This window comes from Flavobacterium sp. KY-23415, assembly GCF_055384985.1.
The window spans coordinates 1,111,596-1,132,878 of sequence record NZ_AP044001.1; the positions used below are offsets into that span (position 1 = coordinate 1,111,596).

18 protein-coding genes and 1 pseudogene are annotated in these 21,283 nt (G+C 28.9%); 7 read left to right on the plus strand and 12 right to left on the minus strand.

Features of this window, described 5'->3' with window-relative positions:
- The first annotated feature begins 85 nt into the window (after window positions 1–85).
- From ACZ49Z_RS05045 to ACZ49Z_RS05060, 4 genes and pseudogenes are all read left to right on the plus strand, one after another.
- Window positions 86–316, plus strand: coding sequence for a hypothetical protein (locus ACZ49Z_RS05045; protein WP_464307098.1), 231 nt, complete (start codon window positions 86–88; stop codon window positions 314–316).
- A 67-nt stretch (window positions 317–383) separates the two neighbouring features.
- The gene (locus ACZ49Z_RS05050; protein ID WP_464307099.1) at window positions 384–1,205 is read left to right on the plus strand and encodes a GLPGLI family protein; all 822 of its coding nucleotides are present in this window, start codon (window positions 384–386) and stop codon (window positions 1,203–1,205) included.
- Window positions 1,206–3,815 carry a peptidase associated/transthyretin-like domain-containing protein gene (locus ACZ49Z_RS05055; RefSeq protein WP_464307100.1) on the plus strand — a complete coding sequence of 870 codons (2,610 nt, stop codon included), beginning with the start codon at window positions 1,206–1,208 and terminating at the stop codon, window positions 3,813–3,815.
- 99 nt (window positions 3,816–3,914) lie between these two features.
- Window positions 3,915–5,426 (plus strand): annotated as a pseudogene (locus ACZ49Z_RS05060) (IS1182 family transposase); the annotation flags it as partial.
- 219 nt (window positions 5,427–5,645) lie between these two features.
- Here ACZ49Z_RS05060 and ACZ49Z_RS05065 read toward each other — a convergent pair.
- Entirely contained in the window at window positions 5,646–6,347 is a 702-nt protein-coding gene (locus tag ACZ49Z_RS05065) for a DUF6252 domain-containing protein (RefSeq protein WP_464307101.1), read from the minus strand.
- Window positions 6,348–6,517: 170 nt separating this feature from the next.
- Here ACZ49Z_RS05065 and ACZ49Z_RS05070 point away from each other — a divergent pair, with 170 nt between their 5' ends.
- The 3 genes from ACZ49Z_RS05070 (at window position 6,518) to ACZ49Z_RS05080 (ending at window position 8,333) form a co-directional block, all read left to right on the plus strand.
- A complete protein-coding gene (locus ACZ49Z_RS05070) occupies window positions 6,518–7,045 on the plus strand; it encodes a 30S ribosomal protein S16 (protein ID WP_464307102.1) in 528 nt (175 codons plus the stop codon).
- Window positions 7,046–7,067: 22 nt separating this feature from the next.
- Window positions 7,068–7,595 (plus strand): ribosome maturation factor RimM, encoded by a 528-nt coding sequence (rimM, locus tag ACZ49Z_RS05075; RefSeq protein WP_464307103.1) that lies wholly within the window; start codon window positions 7,068–7,070, stop codon window positions 7,593–7,595.
- A 78-nt stretch (window positions 7,596–7,673) separates the two neighbouring features.
- Window positions 7,674–8,333 (plus strand): tRNA1(Val) (adenine(37)-N6)-methyltransferase, encoded by a 660-nt coding sequence (locus tag ACZ49Z_RS05080; RefSeq protein WP_464307104.1) that lies wholly within the window; start codon window positions 7,674–7,676, stop codon window positions 8,331–8,333.
- A gap of 79 nt (window positions 8,334–8,412) precedes the next feature.
- Here ACZ49Z_RS05080 and ACZ49Z_RS05085 read toward each other — a convergent pair whose 3' ends face one another.
- From ACZ49Z_RS05085 to ACZ49Z_RS05135, 11 genes are all read right to left on the minus strand, one after another.
- The gene (locus ACZ49Z_RS05085; RefSeq protein WP_464307105.1) at window positions 8,413–9,039 is read right to left on the minus strand and encodes a response regulator; all 627 of its coding nucleotides are present in this window, start codon (window positions 9,037–9,039) and stop codon (window positions 8,413–8,415) included.
- A 103-nt stretch (window positions 9,040–9,142) separates the two neighbouring features.
- Window positions 9,143–10,171 carry a hypothetical protein gene (locus ACZ49Z_RS05090; protein ID WP_464307106.1) on the minus strand — a complete coding sequence of 343 codons (1,029 nt, stop codon included), beginning with the start codon at window positions 10,169–10,171 and terminating at the stop codon, window positions 9,143–9,145.
- Between the two features lie 167 nt (window positions 10,172–10,338).
- Entirely contained in the window at window positions 10,339–12,300 is a 1,962-nt protein-coding gene (locus tag ACZ49Z_RS05095) for a leucine-rich repeat domain-containing protein (RefSeq protein WP_464307107.1), read from the minus strand.
- Window positions 12,301–12,336: 36 nt separating this feature from the next.
- Window positions 12,337–12,804, minus strand: a complete 468-nt coding sequence (locus tag ACZ49Z_RS05100) for a hypothetical protein (RefSeq protein WP_464307108.1) — start codon at window positions 12,802–12,804, stop codon at window positions 12,337–12,339.
- A gap of 102 nt (window positions 12,805–12,906) precedes the next feature.
- The gene (locus tag ACZ49Z_RS05105; protein WP_464307109.1) at window positions 12,907–13,563 is read right to left on the minus strand and encodes a DNRLRE domain-containing protein; all 657 of its coding nucleotides are present in this window, start codon (window positions 13,561–13,563) and stop codon (window positions 12,907–12,909) included.
- 18 nt (window positions 13,564–13,581) lie between these two features.
- Window positions 13,582–13,797 carry a hypothetical protein gene (locus tag ACZ49Z_RS05110; RefSeq protein ID WP_464307110.1) on the minus strand — a complete coding sequence of 72 codons (216 nt, stop codon included), beginning with the start codon at window positions 13,795–13,797 and terminating at the stop codon, window positions 13,582–13,584.
- A gap of 140 nt (window positions 13,798–13,937) precedes the next feature.
- Window positions 13,938–14,426 carry a hypothetical protein gene (locus ACZ49Z_RS05115; protein ID WP_464307111.1) on the minus strand — a complete coding sequence of 163 codons (489 nt, stop codon included), beginning with the start codon at window positions 14,424–14,426 and terminating at the stop codon, window positions 13,938–13,940.
- Between the two features lie 89 nt (window positions 14,427–14,515).
- Window positions 14,516–15,970: a T9SS type A sorting domain-containing protein gene (locus ACZ49Z_RS05120; RefSeq protein WP_464307112.1), complete on the minus strand. Its 1,455-nt coding sequence runs from the start codon at window positions 15,968–15,970 to the stop codon at window positions 14,516–14,518.
- 127 nt (window positions 15,971–16,097) lie between these two features.
- On the minus strand, window positions 16,098–18,935 hold the full coding sequence (locus ACZ49Z_RS05125) for a sensor histidine kinase (RefSeq protein WP_464307113.1): 2,838 nt from the start codon (window positions 18,933–18,935) through the stop codon (window positions 16,098–16,100).
- Window positions 18,936–19,053: 118 nt separating this feature from the next.
- A complete protein-coding gene (locus ACZ49Z_RS05130; RefSeq protein ID WP_464307114.1) occupies window positions 19,054–19,671 on the minus strand; it encodes a response regulator transcription factor in 618 nt (205 codons plus the stop codon).
- 79 nt (window positions 19,672–19,750) lie between these two features.
- Window positions 19,751–21,208 (minus strand): T9SS type A sorting domain-containing protein, encoded by a 1,458-nt coding sequence (locus ACZ49Z_RS05135; protein WP_464307115.1) that lies wholly within the window; start codon window positions 21,206–21,208, stop codon window positions 19,751–19,753.
- Window positions 21,209–21,283 lie beyond the last annotated feature (75 nt).

A 21,283-nucleotide genomic window follows, 5' to 3' on the forward strand; every position in this document is an offset into this window, starting at 1 on the left:
TATTTTAACACAAATTAAAGTTTTTTTTCACTTCATTTGTTCTATAAAATTTACAAAAATAAAAAAATTAGTATTAATTAGTGCATTGAGTGTATCGTTCTTCATTCAAGCCAACACAAAGGAAGTTTCTAAAGTAGAAGAAACTAAAATTAAAAAAAATGAAGAGAAACCAATTAAATTTACTATACGATGTAAGTATAATAATTACATTGGAGAAGCACCTGCTGGAACTAGTTTCGAGGGATTATTAGCTATAGCCAATCAGGTTTGTTCAACAGATAAACCTGAAAACGTAAATCCTAACGCTTCTTTATAAGCTAATTAATCACTAATTACTTTTATCTGGGATTAAAATTTAATCCCAGAAACTAAAAACTCTTTAAATGAAAAAAACTTTTACATATTGCAGCCTTTTTATTGTTATTTTTATTAACGCACAAGAAAAACAAGGTATTGTAAATTACGGATATATTAAAAGTTTACTATCAGGGCAAAAACAAGGAGAGGAATACAGAGCCCAATTACTTTTTGACAGTAAACATTCCTATTTTGTATCCGAAAAAGATTCTTTAGAAAATAATATAGAAAAAACACCAGAAGTAACAATTACTGAACCTAGTGAGGAAAATGACAATGTAGGTGTTATAAACCTCAGTGGTTCTAATTCTAGATTAATCACCAACTATGTAGGGAATCAAGTGTACTTTGACAGAGAAAAAGACACTTTATGGTCTTATGTAATGGGTATGGGAAATATTTATGTCAAAGAAAAGAGACCCACTATTAACTGGAAATTTGAAAAAGAAACCAAAAAAATAGGTAATTACACTTGCAAAAAAGCTATTGCAACATTTAGAGGTAGGGATTACACTGTATGGTACACTACAGCAATACCAATTCCTTACGGTCCTTGGAAATTAAATGGGCTGCCTGGGTTGGTTTTAGAAGCTTATGATAGTGAGTATAAAATTTACTTTTATTTTAAAAATATAGAATATCCGTTAAAAGACACTATTAAAATTGATTTTATTAAACAGGATGTAGAAGAAAAGTTTACCACATGGTTTCCTTATAAAACTTATTTAAATCATGCTAAACATATTATAAAAACAAAAAAAGAACGTTTTTTAGTTGCACTAAAAGATTACCCAGGAGCTTCCGTTAGAGTTGAACTTGAAGAACAATATATTGAAATTGCAGAATAAATGAAGTATATTTTACTTTTTTTATATTCTTTTTGTTTTTGCCAAAACTATACTATTACAGGAACAATAAAAAGTAATAACAGAAGTATTGATAATGCCTCTGTTATTGTTTTAGATGCCAACGAGTCTGTTTTAGGCTATGGCTATTCTAATACTAAAGGGGTTTATACTATTTCAATTACTTCTAATGAAAATAAAAAAATCACCATAAGTGTTTCTAGTCTAGGTTATGAAAAAAAAGAAGTAAGCCATATTTTACAAGATGACAGACTGATAAACCAATCCATTGAACTAATTGAAAAAATTGAAGTTTTAAATGAAGTAGTACTTGAAACGGAACAAAAAATAAAAATAAACAGCGATACTATTACCATTAAAACTCAATATTTCACCAACGACACCGAACAAACCGTAGAAGATGTTTTAAAACGGATTCCAGGCATTGAAGTTGAAGAAGATGGAACAATCAAAGCGAATGGAAAAAGAATTGAAAAACTTTTACTAGAAGGTGATGATTTATTCGATAAAGACTATAAATTATTATCTAAAAACTTAGATGGAAAAGTACTCGATGCCGTTCAAATTTTGAAGAATTTTGAAGATAATCCTATTTTAAAAAGTTTAGGAAATTCGGATGCTATAGCAGTTAATCTGAAATTGAAAAAAAATTTGTTAAATATTTGGTTTGGAAACATTACTTTAGGATCTGGAGTTGTTTCAGAGAATCGCTGGAAAGAAAACTTAAATATTGGACTTATTCGAAAAAAAATTAAACTTTTAAATCTTGCCGATTACAATAATTCAGGTACAAAAGCCAGCAGTCAGATTTCTAAAAGCTTTACTACTTTTGATATTTATAGGCAAGATCGTTTTGAAAAAGAAATACGTAATACATTTAATTCTTCTAGCGGAGAAAACACTACTTTTAGTGATTCGCAAAGTATTTTTAACAATGCTTTTTTTAATACTTTAGCATTTAACACTAAGATAAAATCTAATTTATCTTTGCGAAGTGTGAATTATTTTGCACTCGATGAACAAATCCAAAATAGTTTTAATGCAACTGAATATTTAGTAGCACCTGCTCCAATAGCTTTAACAGAAAACAAGAATTATTCGTTGCAAAATAAAAAAATAGGTGGCGAAATAGAACTTAAATACAGTTTGAATCCTAAGAATTATTTTACTGCCAATATCATTTTTAAAAACAACCTCAAACGTATTCAAGACAACATTCTATTTAATGATGACTTGGTAGGTGTAGTTTCTAGAAACAATAATTATAGCTTTTACAATCATTTGTACCAGACCCTTAAAATGGGACGTAATAAAGTATTGATTAACTATTTATACTTTGGAACAGATCATTTGACTGAAAACAATCATATTACTTCTCCTTTTTTAAATACTTTCTTTAATGTAGATATTAATACTCTTATAAAAGAACAAGTTACAAACGCCATTACTTATTCAGGATTTAAAAGTAAATTAATTATTAAATACAACAAAAAAGCAGAACACGTTATTGCTGCACGATTAGAGACCAATACTGAAAAAAATGAAAATGACTTTTTAGTCTCAACTAATTTGAATCCTACTTACTCTAATAACCTTACTCTAAAACAAAACATTCTAGGTTTAGAAAACGGTTTTAAATATGAATTTACAGAAGATTTCAAATTTAATTCTACTATCAAACTTGATATTACCAATTATAACACCAATACCATCAATAAAACCTACCCTTTATTAAATACTTTCAATTCTTTAAGTAATTATTTTAAAAAAATAGGGAACATTTCTATTAGTCATAGCTATAACAATTTTTTATCTGGTCTTACTTCACTCATTGAAAATTATCAATTAACAAGTTATCGTAATTTTTCAAAAGGAACTAACGAAATTCCCATATTAAAAAGTAATACTTTTTCTATTAGTCATGGGAACAATAGTGTTTTAAAACGTTTTTTCCTATTTACTGATTTGTCTTACACAAAATCAGAAACTATAACAACGCAAGAAAGCACCATAACAAACAATTTTGTATTCAACAATACAACATTTACAAATGGAGGTGATTCTTATCGACTACTTTCCAATATAAAATTTTTCATTAGAAAAATACAAATGGCGACCAAACTAGAAACCCAACAAAATTGGGTTACATCTCCCATAAAAGTAAACACAACAGATTTTACCAACATTAACACTCTATTTAGCTCTTATATTATATCGGGAACTACTTATTTAGAAAAACCCTATAATTTTGATTTTACGGTTACTCAAAATAGGAGTTATACTACCTTTAATGATTCCAAAACCAGCAATATAATTACAAAAGGAAATTTTTCAACAAATTATAAGTTTTCAGAAACTTTTATTATAGCTATAAAAAGTGATTTGTATTGGCTTGACCAAACCTATTCTTTTTTAAATGCTGAATTAAATTATACCCCAAAAAAAAGTAAATTTTCTTATCGAATGGTACTGAATAATTTATTTAACGAAAATGAATTTAAAATTTCCTCTTTAAATGAATACACTAAAACAACCAGAAGCATCCCTTTAATTGAACGCTATGTTTTATTAACAGTGAAATATCGATTTTAATCAAAATAAAAATGAGGCTGTCCAAAAAGTAATGACAGCCTTTTTTTGTTGTATTTTATCTCTAAAATTAGTATCTTAGAGTTGACACAAAAATACACAATGGCTAAGATAGTTTTTAAAAATCAAACAGGCAATTCTCCAGAGTTATTTCCTATCAATATTTTCGATAGAATACCGCAAAACCATCCAGTTCGCTTAGTGGAACAAGTTGTTAATCAGTTAGATATAAGTGAAATATTGAAAAAATATAAAGGAGGTGGTACTTCAGCTTACCATCCAAGAATGATGATTAAGGTTTTGTTTTACAGTTATTTATCTAATGTATATTCTTGCAGAAAAATTGCAAAAGCACTTCAGGAGAACATTCATTTTATGTATATTTCGGGCAACTCGACTCCTGATTTTAGAACGATAAACGATTTTAGGGGTAAAGTTCTAAAAAATCACATTCAAACTCTTTTTGCAGAAGTGGTAAAAATGTTGGTTGAAATGAAATATGTAAGCCTAGATGTTCAGTATATTGATGGTACAAAGATAGAATCTAAAGCTAATAAATATACTTTTGTATGGAGAGGCTCCATTGAGAAATATAAAGAAAAACTAGAAATTAAAATTAGTCATATTTTATCAACTATTGAAAATAGTATTCAATCTGATAATCAAGAACTAAATATAGAAGAATTACCAAAATCAATAGATTCGGAAAGATTAAAAGAAAAGCTTTCGATTCTTAATAAAAAGCTCAAAATGCCTACCAAAAAGCAGGAAAAAGAGTTACAAAAACTTCAAGAGGAGCATCTTCCAAAGCTTGAAAAATATGAAAAAGACTTAGCTACAATGGAAAATAGGAACTCTTATAGTAAAACGGATCCCGAAGCTACCTTTATGAGAATGAAAGAAGATCATATGAAAAACGGTCAATTAAAACCCGCTTACAATCCGCAAATATCTACAGAAAATCAATTCATTACACATGTATCTGTTCATCAAACAACAAATGACACTACAACCTTAAGTTCTCATCTTGAAGGTTTTGAAAAAGCTTATCAAAAACAGAGCAAGGAAATCGTTGCAGATGCAGGTTATGGCAGTGAAGAAAATTATCAAATGCTTGAAGAAAAAAAGGCTGATGCTTATGTTAAATACAACTATTTTCATCAAGAACAAAAAAGAAAGATAAAAAACAATCCTTTTCTTGTTCAAAACTTATTCTACAACGAAGAACACGATTTTTATGTTTGTCCAATGGGGCAAATTATGCAAAAAACAGGAGTAGGAAAACGTGAAACCAGTACTGGATATGAATCACAAATTACATATTATCAAGCCAAAAGATGCCAAGGATGTCCTTTACGAAGTCAATGTCATCAAGCAAAAGGTAATAGAATTTTATCAGTCAATCATCGATTAAATGAATTAAAAGAAAAAGCAAGAAAGCTACTAATGAGTGAAAAAGGACTAAAACATCGAAGTAAACGTCCAATAGAGGTAGAAGCAGTTTTTGGTCAACTTAAAAGCAATAATAAATTCAATCGATTCACAATGAAGGGATTAGAAAAAGTAACATTAGAGTTTTTACTAATGGCCCTTGGACACAACTTTAGAAAAATGAATGCAATGAAGGTAGACTTGCCAAAATTTGTTTTCAAAACCAAAATTCACACTTATCTAGCCTATTTTAAAACTAAAATTTGCCTTGTTAAAGTAACTCAAAGTTATTTTGCTATTATTTTTTCTTCAAAACAAAATAGCTTAAAAATAGCTACATAAAAAAAGCTGTCCTTTTCGGACAGCCCCATTTAAATATTTGTTAATTTATAAACTACAAAATTAATTTATTGGTACTTGATAAAAAATTCCTTCAGAAAATGTAACCACTTCACCATCTGAATTTACTGCATTTAACTGAAAGTTACCAGTAATAGTTCCATTTTCTATTTTTTCAATTACAACTTTACCATTACTCTGCTGCACGTTTAAAACTTTATATTTTGCATTATTTGCACCACCTTGCACAGTAACAATGTCACCTGCTTTATAATTAGCACCTCTAGCTTTTATTGATAATTTAGAAATGGCACCTAATCCATTAACTTCTTCTATTTTAAAAACCAAACCAGCTCCTGTACTTAATGGACTAATACTTGTTGTCATGGCAGAATTATTTAAAACATAACCTGTACCCGCACTAATCGTTTCATAACCAAAAGCAGGTCCCAAAACTATACTTGTTTTATATTCCGCTACATTCAAACCTGTCCCTACAGCATAACTTGCCGAATTCAATAAATTCTGTGTTCCAAAAGTATAAGAACCAACACTTAGAGCACTTGTTTTTAAAGTTAAAACTTCAGATCCACGATATGCTTTAATAACTAATCCACCATTAGCGTCTAGAGAAACGCTTGTTTCCTTAGCTTTCCAACTAACACTATTAAATTTTGCCTGTAACGTTGGAGTATTATCTTCCGTCTCATTAACACATGATGTCAACAAAAACATCCCTAACAAAACTATTACTATTTTTTTCATTATAAATCTATTTTTAAACCGATAAGAGACAAAAATAATTTTTTTAATTCAAACAACACCTAAAAAAGACAAAAATATTTGCATTAATGGTAGCAAATTGTAAAACAAAGTTTTGTATATTTGCCGACTTAAATAACTGAGGTCGGGTACCTCTAATTAATCAAAAGATTATGCCTGTAAAAATTAGATTACAAAGACATGGTAAAAAAGGAAAACCTTTTTACTGGATCGTAGCAGCTGATGCACGTTCAAAAAGAGATGGTAAATTCTTAGACAAAATCGGAACTTACAATCCAAACACTAACCCAGCAACTATCGATTTAAATTTAGATAGCGCTGTACAATGGTTACACAATGGTGCTCAGCCAACTGACACTGCAAGAGCTATTTTATCTTACAAAGGTGCTTTATTAAAACACCATTTAGATGGAGGCGTTCGCAAAGGAGCTTTAACTCAAGAACAAGCAGATGCTAAATTAGCAGCTTGGTTAGAAGAAAAAGCAGGTAAGGTTAATGCAAAAAAAGACGGTTTAAGTAAAGCGCAAGCTGATGCTAAAGCTAAAGCTTTTAAAGCAGAACAAGAAGCAAATGCAAAACGTTTAGCTGCTCAAGCTGAAGCTGCAAAAGCTGCTGAGGCTGAAGCTTCAACTGAAGAAGCTCCAGTTGTTGAAGAAAACAATGAAGAAGCAGAAGCTTAATTTTTAATATTAAATCGTAATAATGCATAAAAAAGAATGTTTCTATTTAGGTAAAATTGCGAAAAAATTTAGCTTTAAAGGGGAAGTTTTAATCTATTTAGACACAGACGAACCCGAATTGTATCAAAATTTGGAATCAGTATTTGTTGAACTTAACAAATCGCTGGTTCCATTTTTTATTGAAAAAAGTGCACTTCATAAAGACAAATTTTTACGTGTTCGATTTGAAGATATCGATTCTGAAGCAGCTGCCGACGAAATCATGAATTGCGAAGTCTATCTCCCACTTTCCATGCTACCAAAATTAGAAGGAAATAAATTTTATTATCATGAAATTATAGGTTTTGAAGTTGAAGATGTTCGTTTAGGAAATATTGGTATTATGAAAGGGGTAAATGATAGTAATGCCCAACCTCTTTTTGAAATATCAAAAGAGAATATTGAAATACTTGTACCAATGATTGACGCTTTTATTGTAAAGGTTGACCGTCAAAACAAAAAAATCATCCTTGACACACCCCAAGGCTTAGTTGATTTATATTTAGGTTAAAAACAATTTCCACATTCTTTTCCCATGAGCTCTACTTTCAATTTTAAACAATTTAGGATAGTGCAAGATAGGTGTGCAATGAAAATAGGCACAGATGCAGTATTACTTGGAGCATGGACTCCTTTAATCAATAATCCATATTCTATTTTAGATATAGGAACAGGCACAGGTATTTTATCTTTAATACTTGCACAAAGAAGTAACGCTGCCCAAATCGACGCTATTGAGATTGAAGAAAACGCTTATGAACAAGCAACAGACAATTTTGAAGAGTCTCCTTGGAATGACCGTTTATTCTGTTTTCATGCTGGCCTAGATGAATTCATGGAAGAACCAGAAGATGAATATGACTTAATTATTTCTAACCCTCCTTTTTACACTGACGATTATAAGACCGAAGACAAACAAAGGGATTTGGCACGTTTTGAAGATGCTTTACCATTTGAAGATTTAGTTGAAGCCGCAGATTTATTACTTTCAGAAAATGGTATATTTTCCGTTATCATTCCTTTTAAAGAAGAAGAACCATTTTTAGCTTTAGCTAAAGAATTTGAATTATATCCACTGAAAATAACTCGAGTAAAAGGAACACCTACAACGGAAACCAAAAGAAGCTTATTAGCCTTTACAAGAATCCAACAAACTCCCTTAATTGACGAATTAATCATTGAAACGGCTCGTCACCAATACACTCCTGAGTATATTAATCTTACCAAAGATTTTTATTTAAAAATGTGATTTTATTGTATCTAAAAAGAAATTCATTATAAAATCCAAGCCTCAACTTTTTAACTTACACACTTTGTGGGATAGTGTTTCATTTAAATACATTTCTTTTATTTGAGTTATATATCGATATGATTTCATCTTTACTATTTACATGCAACTTATCATATATTCTTTTGATATGTGTTTTTACTGTATTAAAGCTAATTTCAAGTTCGTTTGCAATACTTACGTAAGTTTTCCCTTCTGCCAATAAAGAAAGTACTTCATTTTCTCTGTCTGTAAGATCTTGTTCTTTTTTTTGCTGAAACGATTCTACTATTAAACGCGCAATTTTATTACTCATAGGTGCACCACCATGATCCAATTGTTCAAGGGCTTCTATAATTCTTTCTTTACCGCTTACTTTAGTAATATATCCTACAGCACCTGCACAAAGCGCTTCAAAAACAAAATTTGATTCCTCATTAACAGTAACTACAATTACCGAAACATCAGAAACTAATTCTTTTATCTTTTTTGTTCCTTCAATCCCATTGATACCCGGCAAGTTAATATCCATAAAAACCACATCTGGGTCTAAAGCTACAATTTCTTGTAGAGCTTCTTCACATGATGAAAAACTACCTACCACTTCATATTTATTTGAAGCACTTATGATCTCTTCATATGTCTCTCTAACTAACTGATAATCTTCAATTAAAACAATTTTTTTCATTTATATATTAAAATAAAAAAGTTCAGATTCTTTTTAAAATCGTTTGTTAATATAACAAAAGTAAAAAAAGTCGCCTTTAAGACGACTTACTAATGTTATAAATTTATTTCACGGCTATGCATTTGGCGGTAGAGTAATCTGATCCATCTGTCAAGTTTGTTTCAACGCCATTTTTCCATAATTTAGCAATTCTTCCTCCATTTACATCTTCTTCTCCAACAACATACACATCGTTGTCAATAACTACTAAATCTTGAACCCGATTATTATTATTAGAATTTGATAATTGAGTTTCTACACCATTTTTCCACAATTTTGCGATTCTATTGGTTTCATTCCATTGATCACCTGCCACATAAACATCATTTCCACTCACTACTATACTTTTCGTATCGCCATTAAAATTATTCGACAAAGGATATGCCTGTACCAAATTATTATCTGATAAATTCTTTTTCCAGTATTTGCACTTATTATTCTCTCTACCTGCGACATATATTGCGTTATTCGCTATATCAATATCCTTTAAATAAGTATTTAACACTCCATCTGTAATTCTAATTGCAGCACCATTTTTCCAAACCGTACCAACAGCAATATTATTTATTATTTCATAACCAACAATAAAAACATCATTATTATGAACAAAAATAGCACTTGTACCTGCATCATTTGTACCATCTGTAATATTTGTAACTTGACCATCTACCCAAAATTTCACTATATCATTTCCTAGAGATTGAAACTCATAATAGGAAATATATTTTTTCCCATTAGCTAAAAAAAGTCTTAAATTTTGAGGATTACTCCCTAATTCTGTAAGCGTAGTAATCTGACCGTTTTTCCATAGTTTGGCTGGATAAGTATTTCCAAAGCTAGGTGTTTTTTCTTTAAAAAGCACATATACATCATCTCCCTGTATTTTAATATCCTGTATATATGTTTCTTGATTTAATTCCGAAATAGTGGTACGATTGCCATCTTGCCAAAGAATCGTTTTATCAAAATTATTTATAGAATTTTCTATCCCAACATATACTTTTCTATTTACTTGATTTTGATTAGTAGCATCATCATTTGAACAAGAAACAAATACTAGTGTGACGCTTAAAAAAAACGCTATTTTTTTCATTTTAAATATTTTTCAAATTATTATGCAAATATCACATTTGAATGAATACAAAAAATCACCCAAAATGGGTGACAAATTAAATCCAATTGATTCTGAATTAATTAATTTAAAAACTTAAAAATAAAACACTTAAAAAGAACAACTACCAGAAGAACAATGTAGTTACTTTATTCCCGACTATTTAAATCGTATAATTCTTTTCGCCAAACTTCCATTTTTTTTTCTGGCTTTTTCTTAGAATTATAAAATGCATTATAGTATTTATAAAACAATTTTTCCGAGTGTTTATATCCCCCTTTTCTTTTATATTCCAACTTTAAATAATCTTTTATATTACTATCATTTAAAATTCCAATTCGTTTAAAATACTCAATCATTTCAACTGTTTTAAAATGACTACTCAATACCACTTCACGAATAGATATTTCTTCTGTATACTCATAAGAAGATTTAGGCGCTATAAATGACCAAAAACCATGATTGTTTTTACTATAAGAATGTCTACTAAAAGTTAAAGGCGCTTTTAAATCAATATTTTGATAATCAATTAAATACCTATATAACACAGGTATATTTAAATAAATACTTTTATAGAATAATTCTGAAATATCTCCTAAGTTTTTTGACCCTATAGAATCTATAATAATTTGAATTTCTTTTAAACACATCTCATTTTGAACATTTTTTAATCTTTCTAATTCACTTTTACGTATGCTTTTTGATTTTAGTTTTTTAATATATTGCGAACTAATAACACCCCTGCATTTATAAATTTTGTCAACTAATAATGAAATATATCTTTCTCTATCTTTTCTGTATATAGTATCTGGTTTGATGAAAGTTTTACAATCTTCACTAAAAAAAGTTTGCTCATCTTTATCCCAAAAATTTTCATATACTCCATAATTCAAGTCATCAACTTGAATACAGAATAAATCTGGATTATTAAATGCTTTAAAATTATTGCTGTATTTACTAAAAATATTAGCTCTGTTTTGTGTAATATTCAAATTATTCCCATTTGCTATGTCTAATTCTCTCAAATTATTATTAAAACAGTAAATTTTTGTTAGTTTAGGATTTAGAGACAAGTTTAACCTAGATAAACGATTGGAATTTACTATTAACTCTCTCAACTCTTTATTTTCAGTTACATTTAATTCTTCCAATTCGTTGAAATTACATATTAAATAGGATAATTTTCGGCAACTATTTACTTGCAAACTCTTGAGCCTATTAAAGCTACAATCTAATTTCATTAAAGAATTAGCATTTTCAACTTTTAATTCTGTGATGAAATTATTTGAACATTCTAATTCTTTTAAAAAAAAGTTGTTTTCAAAATGTAATTCAGTCAACTTATTATAAGAACAATCTATTTTTATAATCGCTTTAATATTTCCAGTATAAAGAATAGAAAGCATATTATTATTACAAGTTAAATATTTTAAATTTATATTATTACAATTTAATTCGGTTAAAACATTATTAGCACAATACAGTTGTTCTAGATCTAAGTTGTATTCTATATTTAATTTATCGATCTTATTTTCATTGCAATTAAGTTCTCTTATATTTTTAAGCCCATCGATATTTAAACTAGTAATATTGTTTTCTGAACAGTTAATACCTGTTAGCGATTTATTATTTCTAAGATCTAAAGATTGTATCAAATTCTTGGAACAATCTAACGAAATAATTGATTTATTACTTGAAAGGTTTAAGCTCAAAAGATTATTGTTTTCTATTGATAATTCTTCTAAAACTAAGTTTTTAGACAAGTCTATCTCGTTTAAATTACACCCATCGGCAACAATTTTTTCTAAAAGCATGTTTTTTGACACATCCAATTTTTTTAAATTATTTCCTGAACAATTTAATTCTTTAATTCTAACAAAGTTTTCAATTCCTTCTAAACTTTTAATACCCTTATAACTTAAAGATATTACCCCAGTATATGTTGATGCTTCAGAGAATTGAATTTCTCCATCATTATTTTTATCAAGAATTGGATTATACCAATGTTTCTCTAATAAAGCTTTTTTGAAGTTTTCATCTGGGATATTAATTGTTTGAGCACAAAAAAAATTAAAGCAAAAGCAAAAAATAATTTTAAATATTATTTTCATAGTGTCGTTTAGATAATGTAAACTCAAAAAAATATTTTAGTTTAACTTTTCAATCTTTAAAAGACTTACTTGACAACTGTATTTATCTAAACTTACTTTACCTGTAATTTTAACTTTATCACCCAATTTAATTTCTTTCTTGTCATTGTCAATAATTATAAAATCTTCATTTGAAAATGTTTCTCCTAACGCTTTAATTTCATTTTCGCTCGGATTATCACTACTACCAATACTTATTATTGCTTGTCTTATACCGTTGATTTTTTCACAATTTGAAACTAACAACAATTGATAATTTCCCGCTATTGCCATGGTATTACTTGGTATATTAATGTTCCCTTCTATTTCTACAATACTATCTTGAAATTGATCTTGGCAAACTTCGCAATAATTTAGTACTTTCCCTTTAAACTCTTCTTTTGGTTTATTTAATTCAAAGTATAAAAACACTAGTGATCCAACAAATACAATACTTAGTAACAGAATTTGAATATTTTTTTTCATTCTGAATGTCTTTTTAAAAATTATGATGCAAATATCACATTTAAACGAATACAAAAAATCACCCAAAATGGGTGATTAAATTTTAAAAAAACGTATCTCATATTAGTAATACTCAATAATAATTTTAGGTCTTTTAAAACTATTTTGATGTTCACTTGAAGCTATCATTAATATATTTTTATCATCGTAATAAACATTCTCTTCTTGCAATTGCAACATAAATCCACCTTTTTCAACGCTAAATTCAAGATCTTTAACCAACTGAGTAACATCAATTTCTAGATTAGAATTATAAGAAGAAGGTTTAGGCACTGCCACTCTATTTGCGGGTGAAGCAACAGGTTGATTATTCCAAGTTATGGAATTTTCGTTCCAACTTGTCATTGCTCTTTTAATAAAAAAAGAAGAATTTCCTAAATGACTTTTAAAATAACTCGATGTGTCATTAAAATACAAATATAATGTTGCTTTTTTTATTGGTCTATAAAACGCTCCTCCCCAATTAAAATTTATAAAAACCCTATTGTTATTCAAAAAATCGTCATCATCTGCTGGATTAATTTGATATTGTGCTAGAAGATGTAAATCAGGAATTTGACCATAATTACCATTGGAGTTTAACCTAGACACAACTGCATCTTCACTTGCAAACATGGTAGTAGTTCTAACAGTATCACTTGGGTATTCATTAATACATGAGGTAAACGTTAAAGATACCACCAAAAACAGAAACATCTTTTTTTGTATAAAACTATTCATAATGATTATAATTTTTAATTAATCAAGGTTCAAACCGCCACCACTCTCTCCGTGGCATAAAATTTGACACTCATTACTATCGTAAGCAAGCCTATATCTAGCACATTCCTCTTCTCTTGAAATTCCAGATTGACAAAATTCAACTTGACCAATAAGATAAAAACCTGACCCTAAAATGTTTTTTTGTTCCTTTTTTGAGATACTAAATTCTGTAAATTTTTGTTTGATTTTCATATTGATTGTTTATTTAAAGTTATTCATTAATTTTACAATTAAACCACAATCGCCCTAAAGCTCATTAGTATATCAACAAGCAAAAAATTGCACAATTGCAGTGCTTTTTTAACCTCTATCTTTTTTAAGTAATTAAAATTCTACTGAGAAACTCTTTTTAAAATTAAAAAGTTAGGCCCAAATGCAGAGCTACTATTCACTTCACTTTGCGCATTATAGCCATCTTTATTTCCGACTGTAGCAATTCTTTTTAATTTTAATGTTTGCTCATCTAATTGTAATACCTGATACTTAACGGTAACATTTTCAATTGTATTAACAAGACTAACGATATTGTCTGTTAAAAACCATGTTCTAACATACTCATCCATTTGACATTGGCTTGAAAAATAGACCTCCTTGTTTTCTGTTTGATTAAAAGACATATAATCTTTTTTTGAACTACAGCCGTGTGACCAAAGAATATAATTTTCTTCTTGCTCAATACCATTAGGAAAGTAGGCACTTTTATAGAATTCCCAAGTCCCAACTATTGATGGCTCTACTGTTGTTTTATCATCATCTTTGGAACATGCTAAGAATACAATTGAAACTAAAACAAATACAACTCGAATTAAAACTTTTTTCATATTTTGTGATTTATTAAATTAATATACTTTTTTTAGACAGCATCATTAAAATAGTTAATGATACTGTCAGCTTTATAACCAACCCTTAACTATTTGATTATTTTCTTTACTCCTACTTTTCCATCCACACTATATACTTTCACTAAGTACATTCCTTTTAATAAACTTGCAGTGTTAATCGTTTGGTTTGTTGTAGTCATAATTTGTTTCCCATCTAGAGATAGAATTTCTATATTAGCAATTTCTGCATCATTAATTTCTACATTTAAAATGTCTTGTACAGGGTTTGGGTAAATAGAGATTTGATTGTCTAGTTGGAAATTTTTAGAGAATAATACTGAGGATAAATTGAATACTTTTACTTTATTAGGATCAAAATTAGATCCTATCACAGTTCCATCACCTGATAAGTTAATTGAATTTCCAATAACATTACCTGACAAACCATTAATTGTTGCTACTTGTTGCCAATTTTCAGATAGATTTTGAAAAATTAATATCCTACCTGAACCGGTACCGTTTTGAGCATTTAGCGGAGCTCCAACTGCCAAAACATTTCCATCACTAGATAAGGAAACTTTAGTTCCAAAATTTTCGCCTGCAACACCCGAATTTAAACCATACAAACTTTGATTTAATAAGCTCCATGTTCCAGAAACATACTCATAAACTTTAACTCTGCCAGAATTTGTTAAACCATTTGTATCGTTATAAGGTTCACCTATTGCTAATTTAAGTCCGTCAGACGATAATGAAACACTTGATCCTGAATTATCTCCTACATATTCCCCATCCAATGGTTGTCCAAGAGGAAGCCATGATGAACCCGACAAGTAAAAGACTTCAACTCGACCAGTTGCAGTAATACCATTACTATTTTTATTTGATGACACTGCCAATATATTACCATTACCTGATAATTCAACAATAGAGCCTAAATTATCAGTTGCAAAAACCCCTCCTATCTCTTGACCTAGTTGAATCCAACTGTCAGAAATATTCTCATAAATACTAACAGCTCCTGAAGTGGTTAACCCATTAGATGTTTTAAACTTTTTCCCAACGGCTATTCTTGTTCCGTTAGAAGACAAAGAAATACTAATTCCAAAAGCATCATTAAAGGTAGCTTCTGTAATTGTTTGACCTATTTGTTGCCAATTTCCTGATTGATATCTAAATACTTTTACGTACTCATTTGTACTATTAGAAAAAATATTTACTGCAGAAGCTGCTAAAATTGTTCCGTCATCAGAAAGACTTACCTTGTAACCAAATTGCTCGGAAGATGCCATACCATCTAAATCTTGTCCTAATTGCGTCCATACACCAGAAATGTTTTGAAAAACTCTAACACTTCCTGAATTTGAACCTCCACCATCATTATTATATGCGCCAACTGCTACAATATTGCCATCCTCTGAAAGAGCAATTGCAGTACCAAACGAATCTCCAAAAGCTTCTCCATTTATATCTAAACCTACTTGAGTTTGCGCATTAACTATTCCTGTAAAAAAGAATATAAAAAGTACCGTAATTTTTTTCATTTTGAGATCTTTTAAAATTTTGGCACAAATATCTTTTTTAAAACAACACAAAAAATCACCCAAAATGGGTGACAAAAAATGAATAGATTTTCATAAACACAAAAAGGAAATCTATTTTTAGGTCAATTTATTTGGAGTAAAAATTATTTTGAAGCTTACAAATAAGCACAATTTTTGTACCTTTTTTAGATTCTATTTCTAAGGTCGCATCTATTCTATCTGCACGGTTTTGCATGTTATTCAAACCGTTAATTCTGTGCAATTCGTTCTTTTTAAAACCAATTCCGTTATCTATTAACGTTATTATTAAACACAAATCTTCTAATTCAAACTGAAGTACACATTCTGAGGCTTGCGAATATTTGAGCGTATTAGTCATCGCTTCTTTAAAAAGCAATAAAATTTGCCTAGCCCAATAGTAAGGTAACTTAAATTCTTCTGGACGAAGTTTGTTTGTTACTTCAAATGCTATCGTACTAAAAGCAAAAAGCTCTTCACCAAAATCTTTTAAATAATAAATCAACTCATGTACCTCATCATTTTTACTGTCAATACTCCAAATGAAATCTTTTATACCAAAGTATAAATCTTGAGCATCTTTATTAATTCTACTTATTTGACGGTATTGCTTTGAATCCTTATCACTTTCATTTTCTTTCATTAAATTAGAAAGCATGGTAATTCCAGCTAATTTATTACCCAATTCATCATGAAAATCTTGCGCTACATTGCTTCTCACTTGGGTTAACTCTCTTTGGAGTAAGTCATTTTTTGTAATCACTTCTGTGAGATAAAAGTTTCTTTTTTGAGTTCTTTTATATCTTATATATACAATGCTAGTTACAATTAATCCAGATAAGAAAACGAGTAATACATAGCTCCATGTTTGTTTGTACCAAGGAGGAACAATCTTAAAATTGTATTTATTTGAATAATTCCAATCTGAATTTAACAATTTTGTTCTAAATTGTAAGGTATATTTCCCGTTTTTATAATTACTGAAATTTAATTGATTACTCGTAATTTCCTGCCAATCTTCATTATTTAATTTAAATTCACTAATAACGTACCCATCCAAAAAAGAAATAACATCGACATCAAAAACTAATCCTTTATGTTCAATATTTAAGATTGGTTTTTCATTAGGAAAAAACACTTTTTTATTGTCGATCTTAAAAGCTCCTTTGTTACCTATTATCCAAATATTATGCTCATTATCTTCATGAACCCGCAACGTAAATGTTGAAACTCCTTCTTCTTTATAATAAAAATTATAGAGTTGATTATTTTTAAAAACCGAAAAGCCCTTTTGTGTGGCTAACCAAATAACACCGTGATGATCTAAACAAAAAGAATTGATACTTGCTCCTGCTAATTCATTATTTTTTGTGTGATTAATAATTATATCTTTTTCAAAAGAAAATAAACCTTCATTTGAAGCTAACCATAACTTATTATCAAAAAACACTATATCTTTAACATCATTGTTAGCCTTTTCACCTTTAGTGTTTAGTATGACTTTAAACTGACAACTATTAATATCATAAATATATAGACCATTAACAGTGGCTAAAAAAACCATTTTATCTTGAATGAGTACCTTTCTAATCTTTTCTTTTAATTTGTATTTTTTTATCCTATTTTGAAAATTAATTATTAAATCATACTCAAGATAAGAAATTTTCACACCTTCTCTTTCTACAAAATCTTGTTTTTGAGAACTTACTACAATATTATTTTCAAGTTTTTCATCTAATTCATCTGTATATTTTTTTCTAGTATATACATTAATTTTACTAGTGTTATTTGTTCCAAACTTCCATAATTCTTCTTCAAAAAAAAGGGTATCTATAGTCTTTGTTTTTTTATGCAAAGTGAACAGCTTATGAGAAGTAATGAAATAGAGTTTATCATCATCTTCTGTTATATCTATTATATTTTCAGATATAAATTTTCTATTTGAAACAAATCTATCTTCATTTGCTATTTTGAACAATCCAGCTCCATAAGTACTCACCCAAACAAAATTATGATTATCGATTAATATATCACTAACTAACTTTCTGTCTATTACTTCACTGTCAAAAAAATGTTTTTCTTTTGTATTTAAATCTAGAAAATAAAGAGCGTCTAATTTTGCGTTTAAATTAAAAAGGACTAAAATTAATCGATTGTTTTTAGAGTAAGACTTTTTAATCACATAATTATCTAAAGAAATAGATTCTGTTTTAAGTATTTGTTTGTTATTAAAAAAAATGATTTTATTTCTTGTAGTTACATAAAAGATTTCTTCATTTAAAACACCAAATGTTTCAATACAAATTGCATTTAAAAAAGGAAAAACGCTTTGCAATTTACCATTCTTTAAAGTGTAAATACCTTTAAAATACTTGGTTCCATCAAACGAATTGCTTTCAATAAAATCGTTAAAAAAATAAATTTTTCCATCAATCACTTCAAAATTTGGGTAACAAAATTTTAAATCTAGATTTTTTTTATTTACTACATACAAATTATCTTTATTGATGTAAAAAGCTTTTTCAGTATAATTAAAATTCTTATCAAAGTGAATATAATAATTCCCTTTTACAAATAACCCATCTTTAAACTTCTTTACCTTACTTAACTTTAGCTTTTCTCCAAAATTTACAAAAGACTCACTATTAAATAATTGCAATCCTCCACCCCAAGTAACTGTAGCTAGTGTGTCTTTATTATAATTAATGACATCAATTACAAAGTTTGAAAATAGCCCTTGTTGGATTGTGTATTTTTTAAAATTATTTCCATTAAATCTGGCTAGCCCATCATCTGTCCCCAACCAGATATACCCTTTGGAGTCTTGCTCGATGCCATAGCATAAATCATGAGGTAGATTGCTGTTTAATGTTGTATATGGTGTTATTTTATATTGAGCATTTGCTACAAAAAAAGCAAACAGTAATAATAACGTTATTTTTTTCACTTTTCTCTATTTGAAGTTTGAAAATATACGATAAATATAGCGAAGTGTTTAACAATTATCCAAACATAGTCAAAAATGACAACAACTATTTGACTCAATGCATTATAAAAAATTTCTTTTAGTTTTTATTATTTCTATTGTATATTTCTATAACCTCGTCTTTACTATTCACATGTAATTTTTCATAAATATTCCTTACATGTGTTTTAATTGTATTAACACTCACATTTAATTCTTCACCAATAGAAGCATAACTCTTTCCTTTTGCTAATTGCGTTAGAACCTCATTTTCTCTATCTGAGAGTTCATTTAGCTTTTTCTCCTGAAAAGATTCCACCACCATTCGTGCTATTTTTATACTCATTGGCGCACCTCCTTGATTGAGCTGTTCTAATGCCTCAATAATTTTCTGTTTACCACTCACTTTTGTAATATAGCCTACAGCACCAGCGCAAAGCGCTTCAAAAACATAATTAGATTCTTCATTTACAGTTACTACTATTACCGCAATTTTAGGGAATTGCTTTCTAATAATTCTAATCCCTTCAATCCCATTGATACCTGGTAAATTTATATCCATAAAAACCACATCGGGAGCTAATTCTTCCAACTTTGGAATAGCTAATTCGCAGCTTTCAAAATCACCAATTACAATAAAATCTTCTGTTGAATTGATTATTTTTTTATAGGTATTTCTAACTAATTCATAATCTTCAATTAATACTATCTTTTTCATTTTATTCCAATTTTAATTTAATGTAAAAAACCATAGTAAAACTATGGTTTTTTACTAAAAATAGCTACCAACTATATTATTATTCTTTTATTATCTTTTGAATATCTATTTTCCCTTCCTTATCTTCAACTTTCACAAAATATACACCCTTTGCAATCGTTTCTAAAGAAACTACATTGGTATTTTCCTCTTTTTTAACACTCTTCCCTTCTAAAGTAAACAACTCTATATTAGCAATTTCTTGGTTATTTTGCAGTTGTACATTTAATACGTCTTTTGCTGGGTTAGGATAAATTTTTATATTTTCAGTAACAAACTGATTTGCATTTAATACGTTAGCAATATCATATACCATTACTCTATAACTCCCATTTGGTCTACTCCCTAATGCTATTCTATTCCCATCAGATGTTAATGAAAGTGCATCTCCTAGACGAGAATTAGAAGTTCCATCAAAGGAAGTTTTTTGAACCCATTCGTTCCCTACTAAAGAATACACATATACTTTTCCTCTAAAACTTTGCCATCCATTGGCAGCAACTGCCAATACAGTTCCATCATCTGACATTGCTAAATTATATCCAAAATAGTTATCTTGTGCTTCACCAATAATAGTTGTTGAAAATTCCACCCATGATCCAAAAACCAACCTAAAAGTTCTTACTCTCCCAACATAGTTAACATTATTTACACTAGCACTAACACAGCCAATGGATAATAATGTCCCATCTTGATTCACAACTACATTAGACCCAAATCTTTCAGAAGCATCACCAATTAATGTTGCACCTACTTGTTCCCATAAAGATGTACTCTCATTCCATTTAAATATTTTTGTTTCACCTTGATTAGAAGACTTACCAGGAATGCCAATAACAAGAGTAGTTCCATCTTTACTAAGCATACAAGAACGACGACCAAAATCCTTACCGCTTTCATTATCATAGAAATCATTTCCCATTTGTTCCCATTGAGAATTAGTAGAATTAAATTGAAAAACCCTTACTAATCCAGAGTTCGTTATTCCGTTTACATCTGCTAAATATCCAGAGATAGCCAAACGATTTCCATCAGCACTTAATGAAATTTTTTCTCCAAAAAGATCTGTTGTGTTTACACCCTCAATAACATTTCCTACTTGTTGCCATTCTGAAGTAGCAACATTATAATCATAAACATATACTTTACCAATACCAAATGGCTGAAAAAATCCACTAAATGGAGCTCCAACAGCAACTCTATTCCCATTATTTGAAATACTTAAACTAGTTCCAAATCGAGAAGCTTCTATAGGCTCGTTGTCTAATACATTAACAGCGTACCAACTACTCGATAGCGAATATTCTGTTACTATGCCATTATTATTGTTTGGATAATCTGGCATTCCAAACATCAATCTGCCTCCATTGCTATTTATCGCAATATCTAAACTTAATTCTTCACCAAAACTACCGTTAATAAAATTTCCAATTGCGGTTTGTGCATTTGCAGTTACAAATCCAAAGTTTAAAATTAAAAAAAGTACTGTTTTTTTCATAAATTTTATTTTTTTACAAAGTTCTGCATTCTTCCAAAATAGAAAATCACCCGAAATGGGTGATTTTCTATTTAA

What these genes read in the sequence shown, in the direction of transcription:
- ACZ49Z_RS05050 (WP_464307099.1), top strand. Translation starts at nt 384, where the DNA reads ATGAAAAAAACTTTTACATATTGCAGCCTTTTTATTGTTATTTTTATT.
- ACZ49Z_RS05055 (WP_464307100.1), top strand. Translation starts at nt 1,206, where the DNA reads ATGAAGTATATTTTACTTTTTTTATATTCTTTTTGTTTTTGCCAAAAC.
- ACZ49Z_RS05065 (WP_464307101.1), bottom strand. Translation starts at nt 6,347, where the DNA reads ATGAAAAAAATAGTAATAGTTTTGTTAGGGATGTTTTTGTTGACATCA.
- ACZ49Z_RS05070 (WP_464307102.1), top strand. Translation starts at nt 6,518, where the DNA reads ATGCCTGTAAAAATTAGATTACAAAGACATGGTAAAAAAGGAAAACCT.
- rimM (WP_464307103.1), top strand. Translation starts at nt 7,068, where the DNA reads ATGCATAAAAAAGAATGTTTCTATTTAGGTAAAATTGCGAAAAAATTT.
- ACZ49Z_RS05080 (WP_464307104.1), top strand. Translation starts at nt 7,674, where the DNA reads ATGAAAATAGGCACAGATGCAGTATTACTTGGAGCATGGACTCCTTTA.
- ACZ49Z_RS05085 (WP_464307105.1), bottom strand. Translation starts at nt 9,039, where the DNA reads ATGAAAAAAATTGTTTTAATTGAAGATTATCAGTTAGTTAGAGAGACA.
- ACZ49Z_RS05090 (WP_464307106.1), bottom strand. Translation starts at nt 10,171, where the DNA reads ATGAAAAAAATAGCGTTTTTTTTAAGCGTCACACTAGTATTTGTTTCT.
- ACZ49Z_RS05095 (WP_464307107.1), bottom strand. Translation starts at nt 12,300, where the DNA reads ATGAAAATAATATTTAAAATTATTTTTTGCTTTTGCTTTAATTTTTTT.
- ACZ49Z_RS05100 (WP_464307108.1), bottom strand. Translation starts at nt 12,804, where the DNA reads ATGAAAAAAAATATTCAAATTCTGTTACTAAGTATTGTATTTGTTGGA.
- ACZ49Z_RS05105 (WP_464307109.1), bottom strand. Translation starts at nt 13,563, where the DNA reads ATGAATAGTTTTATACAAAAAAAGATGTTTCTGTTTTTGGTGGTATCT.
- ACZ49Z_RS05110 (WP_464307110.1), bottom strand. Translation starts at nt 13,797, where the DNA reads ATGAAAATCAAACAAAAATTTACAGAATTTAGTATCTCAAAAAAGGAA.
- ACZ49Z_RS05115 (WP_464307111.1), bottom strand. Translation starts at nt 14,426, where the DNA reads ATGAAAAAAGTTTTAATTCGAGTTGTATTTGTTTTAGTTTCAATTGTA.
- ACZ49Z_RS05120 (WP_464307112.1), bottom strand. Translation starts at nt 15,970, where the DNA reads ATGAAAAAAATTACGGTACTTTTTATATTCTTTTTTACAGGAATAGTT.
- ACZ49Z_RS05130 (WP_464307114.1), bottom strand. Translation starts at nt 19,671, where the DNA reads ATGAAAAAGATAGTATTAATTGAAGATTATGAATTAGTTAGAAATACC.
- ACZ49Z_RS05135 (WP_464307115.1), bottom strand. Translation starts at nt 21,208, where the DNA reads ATGAAAAAAACAGTACTTTTTTTAATTTTAAACTTTGGATTTGTAACT.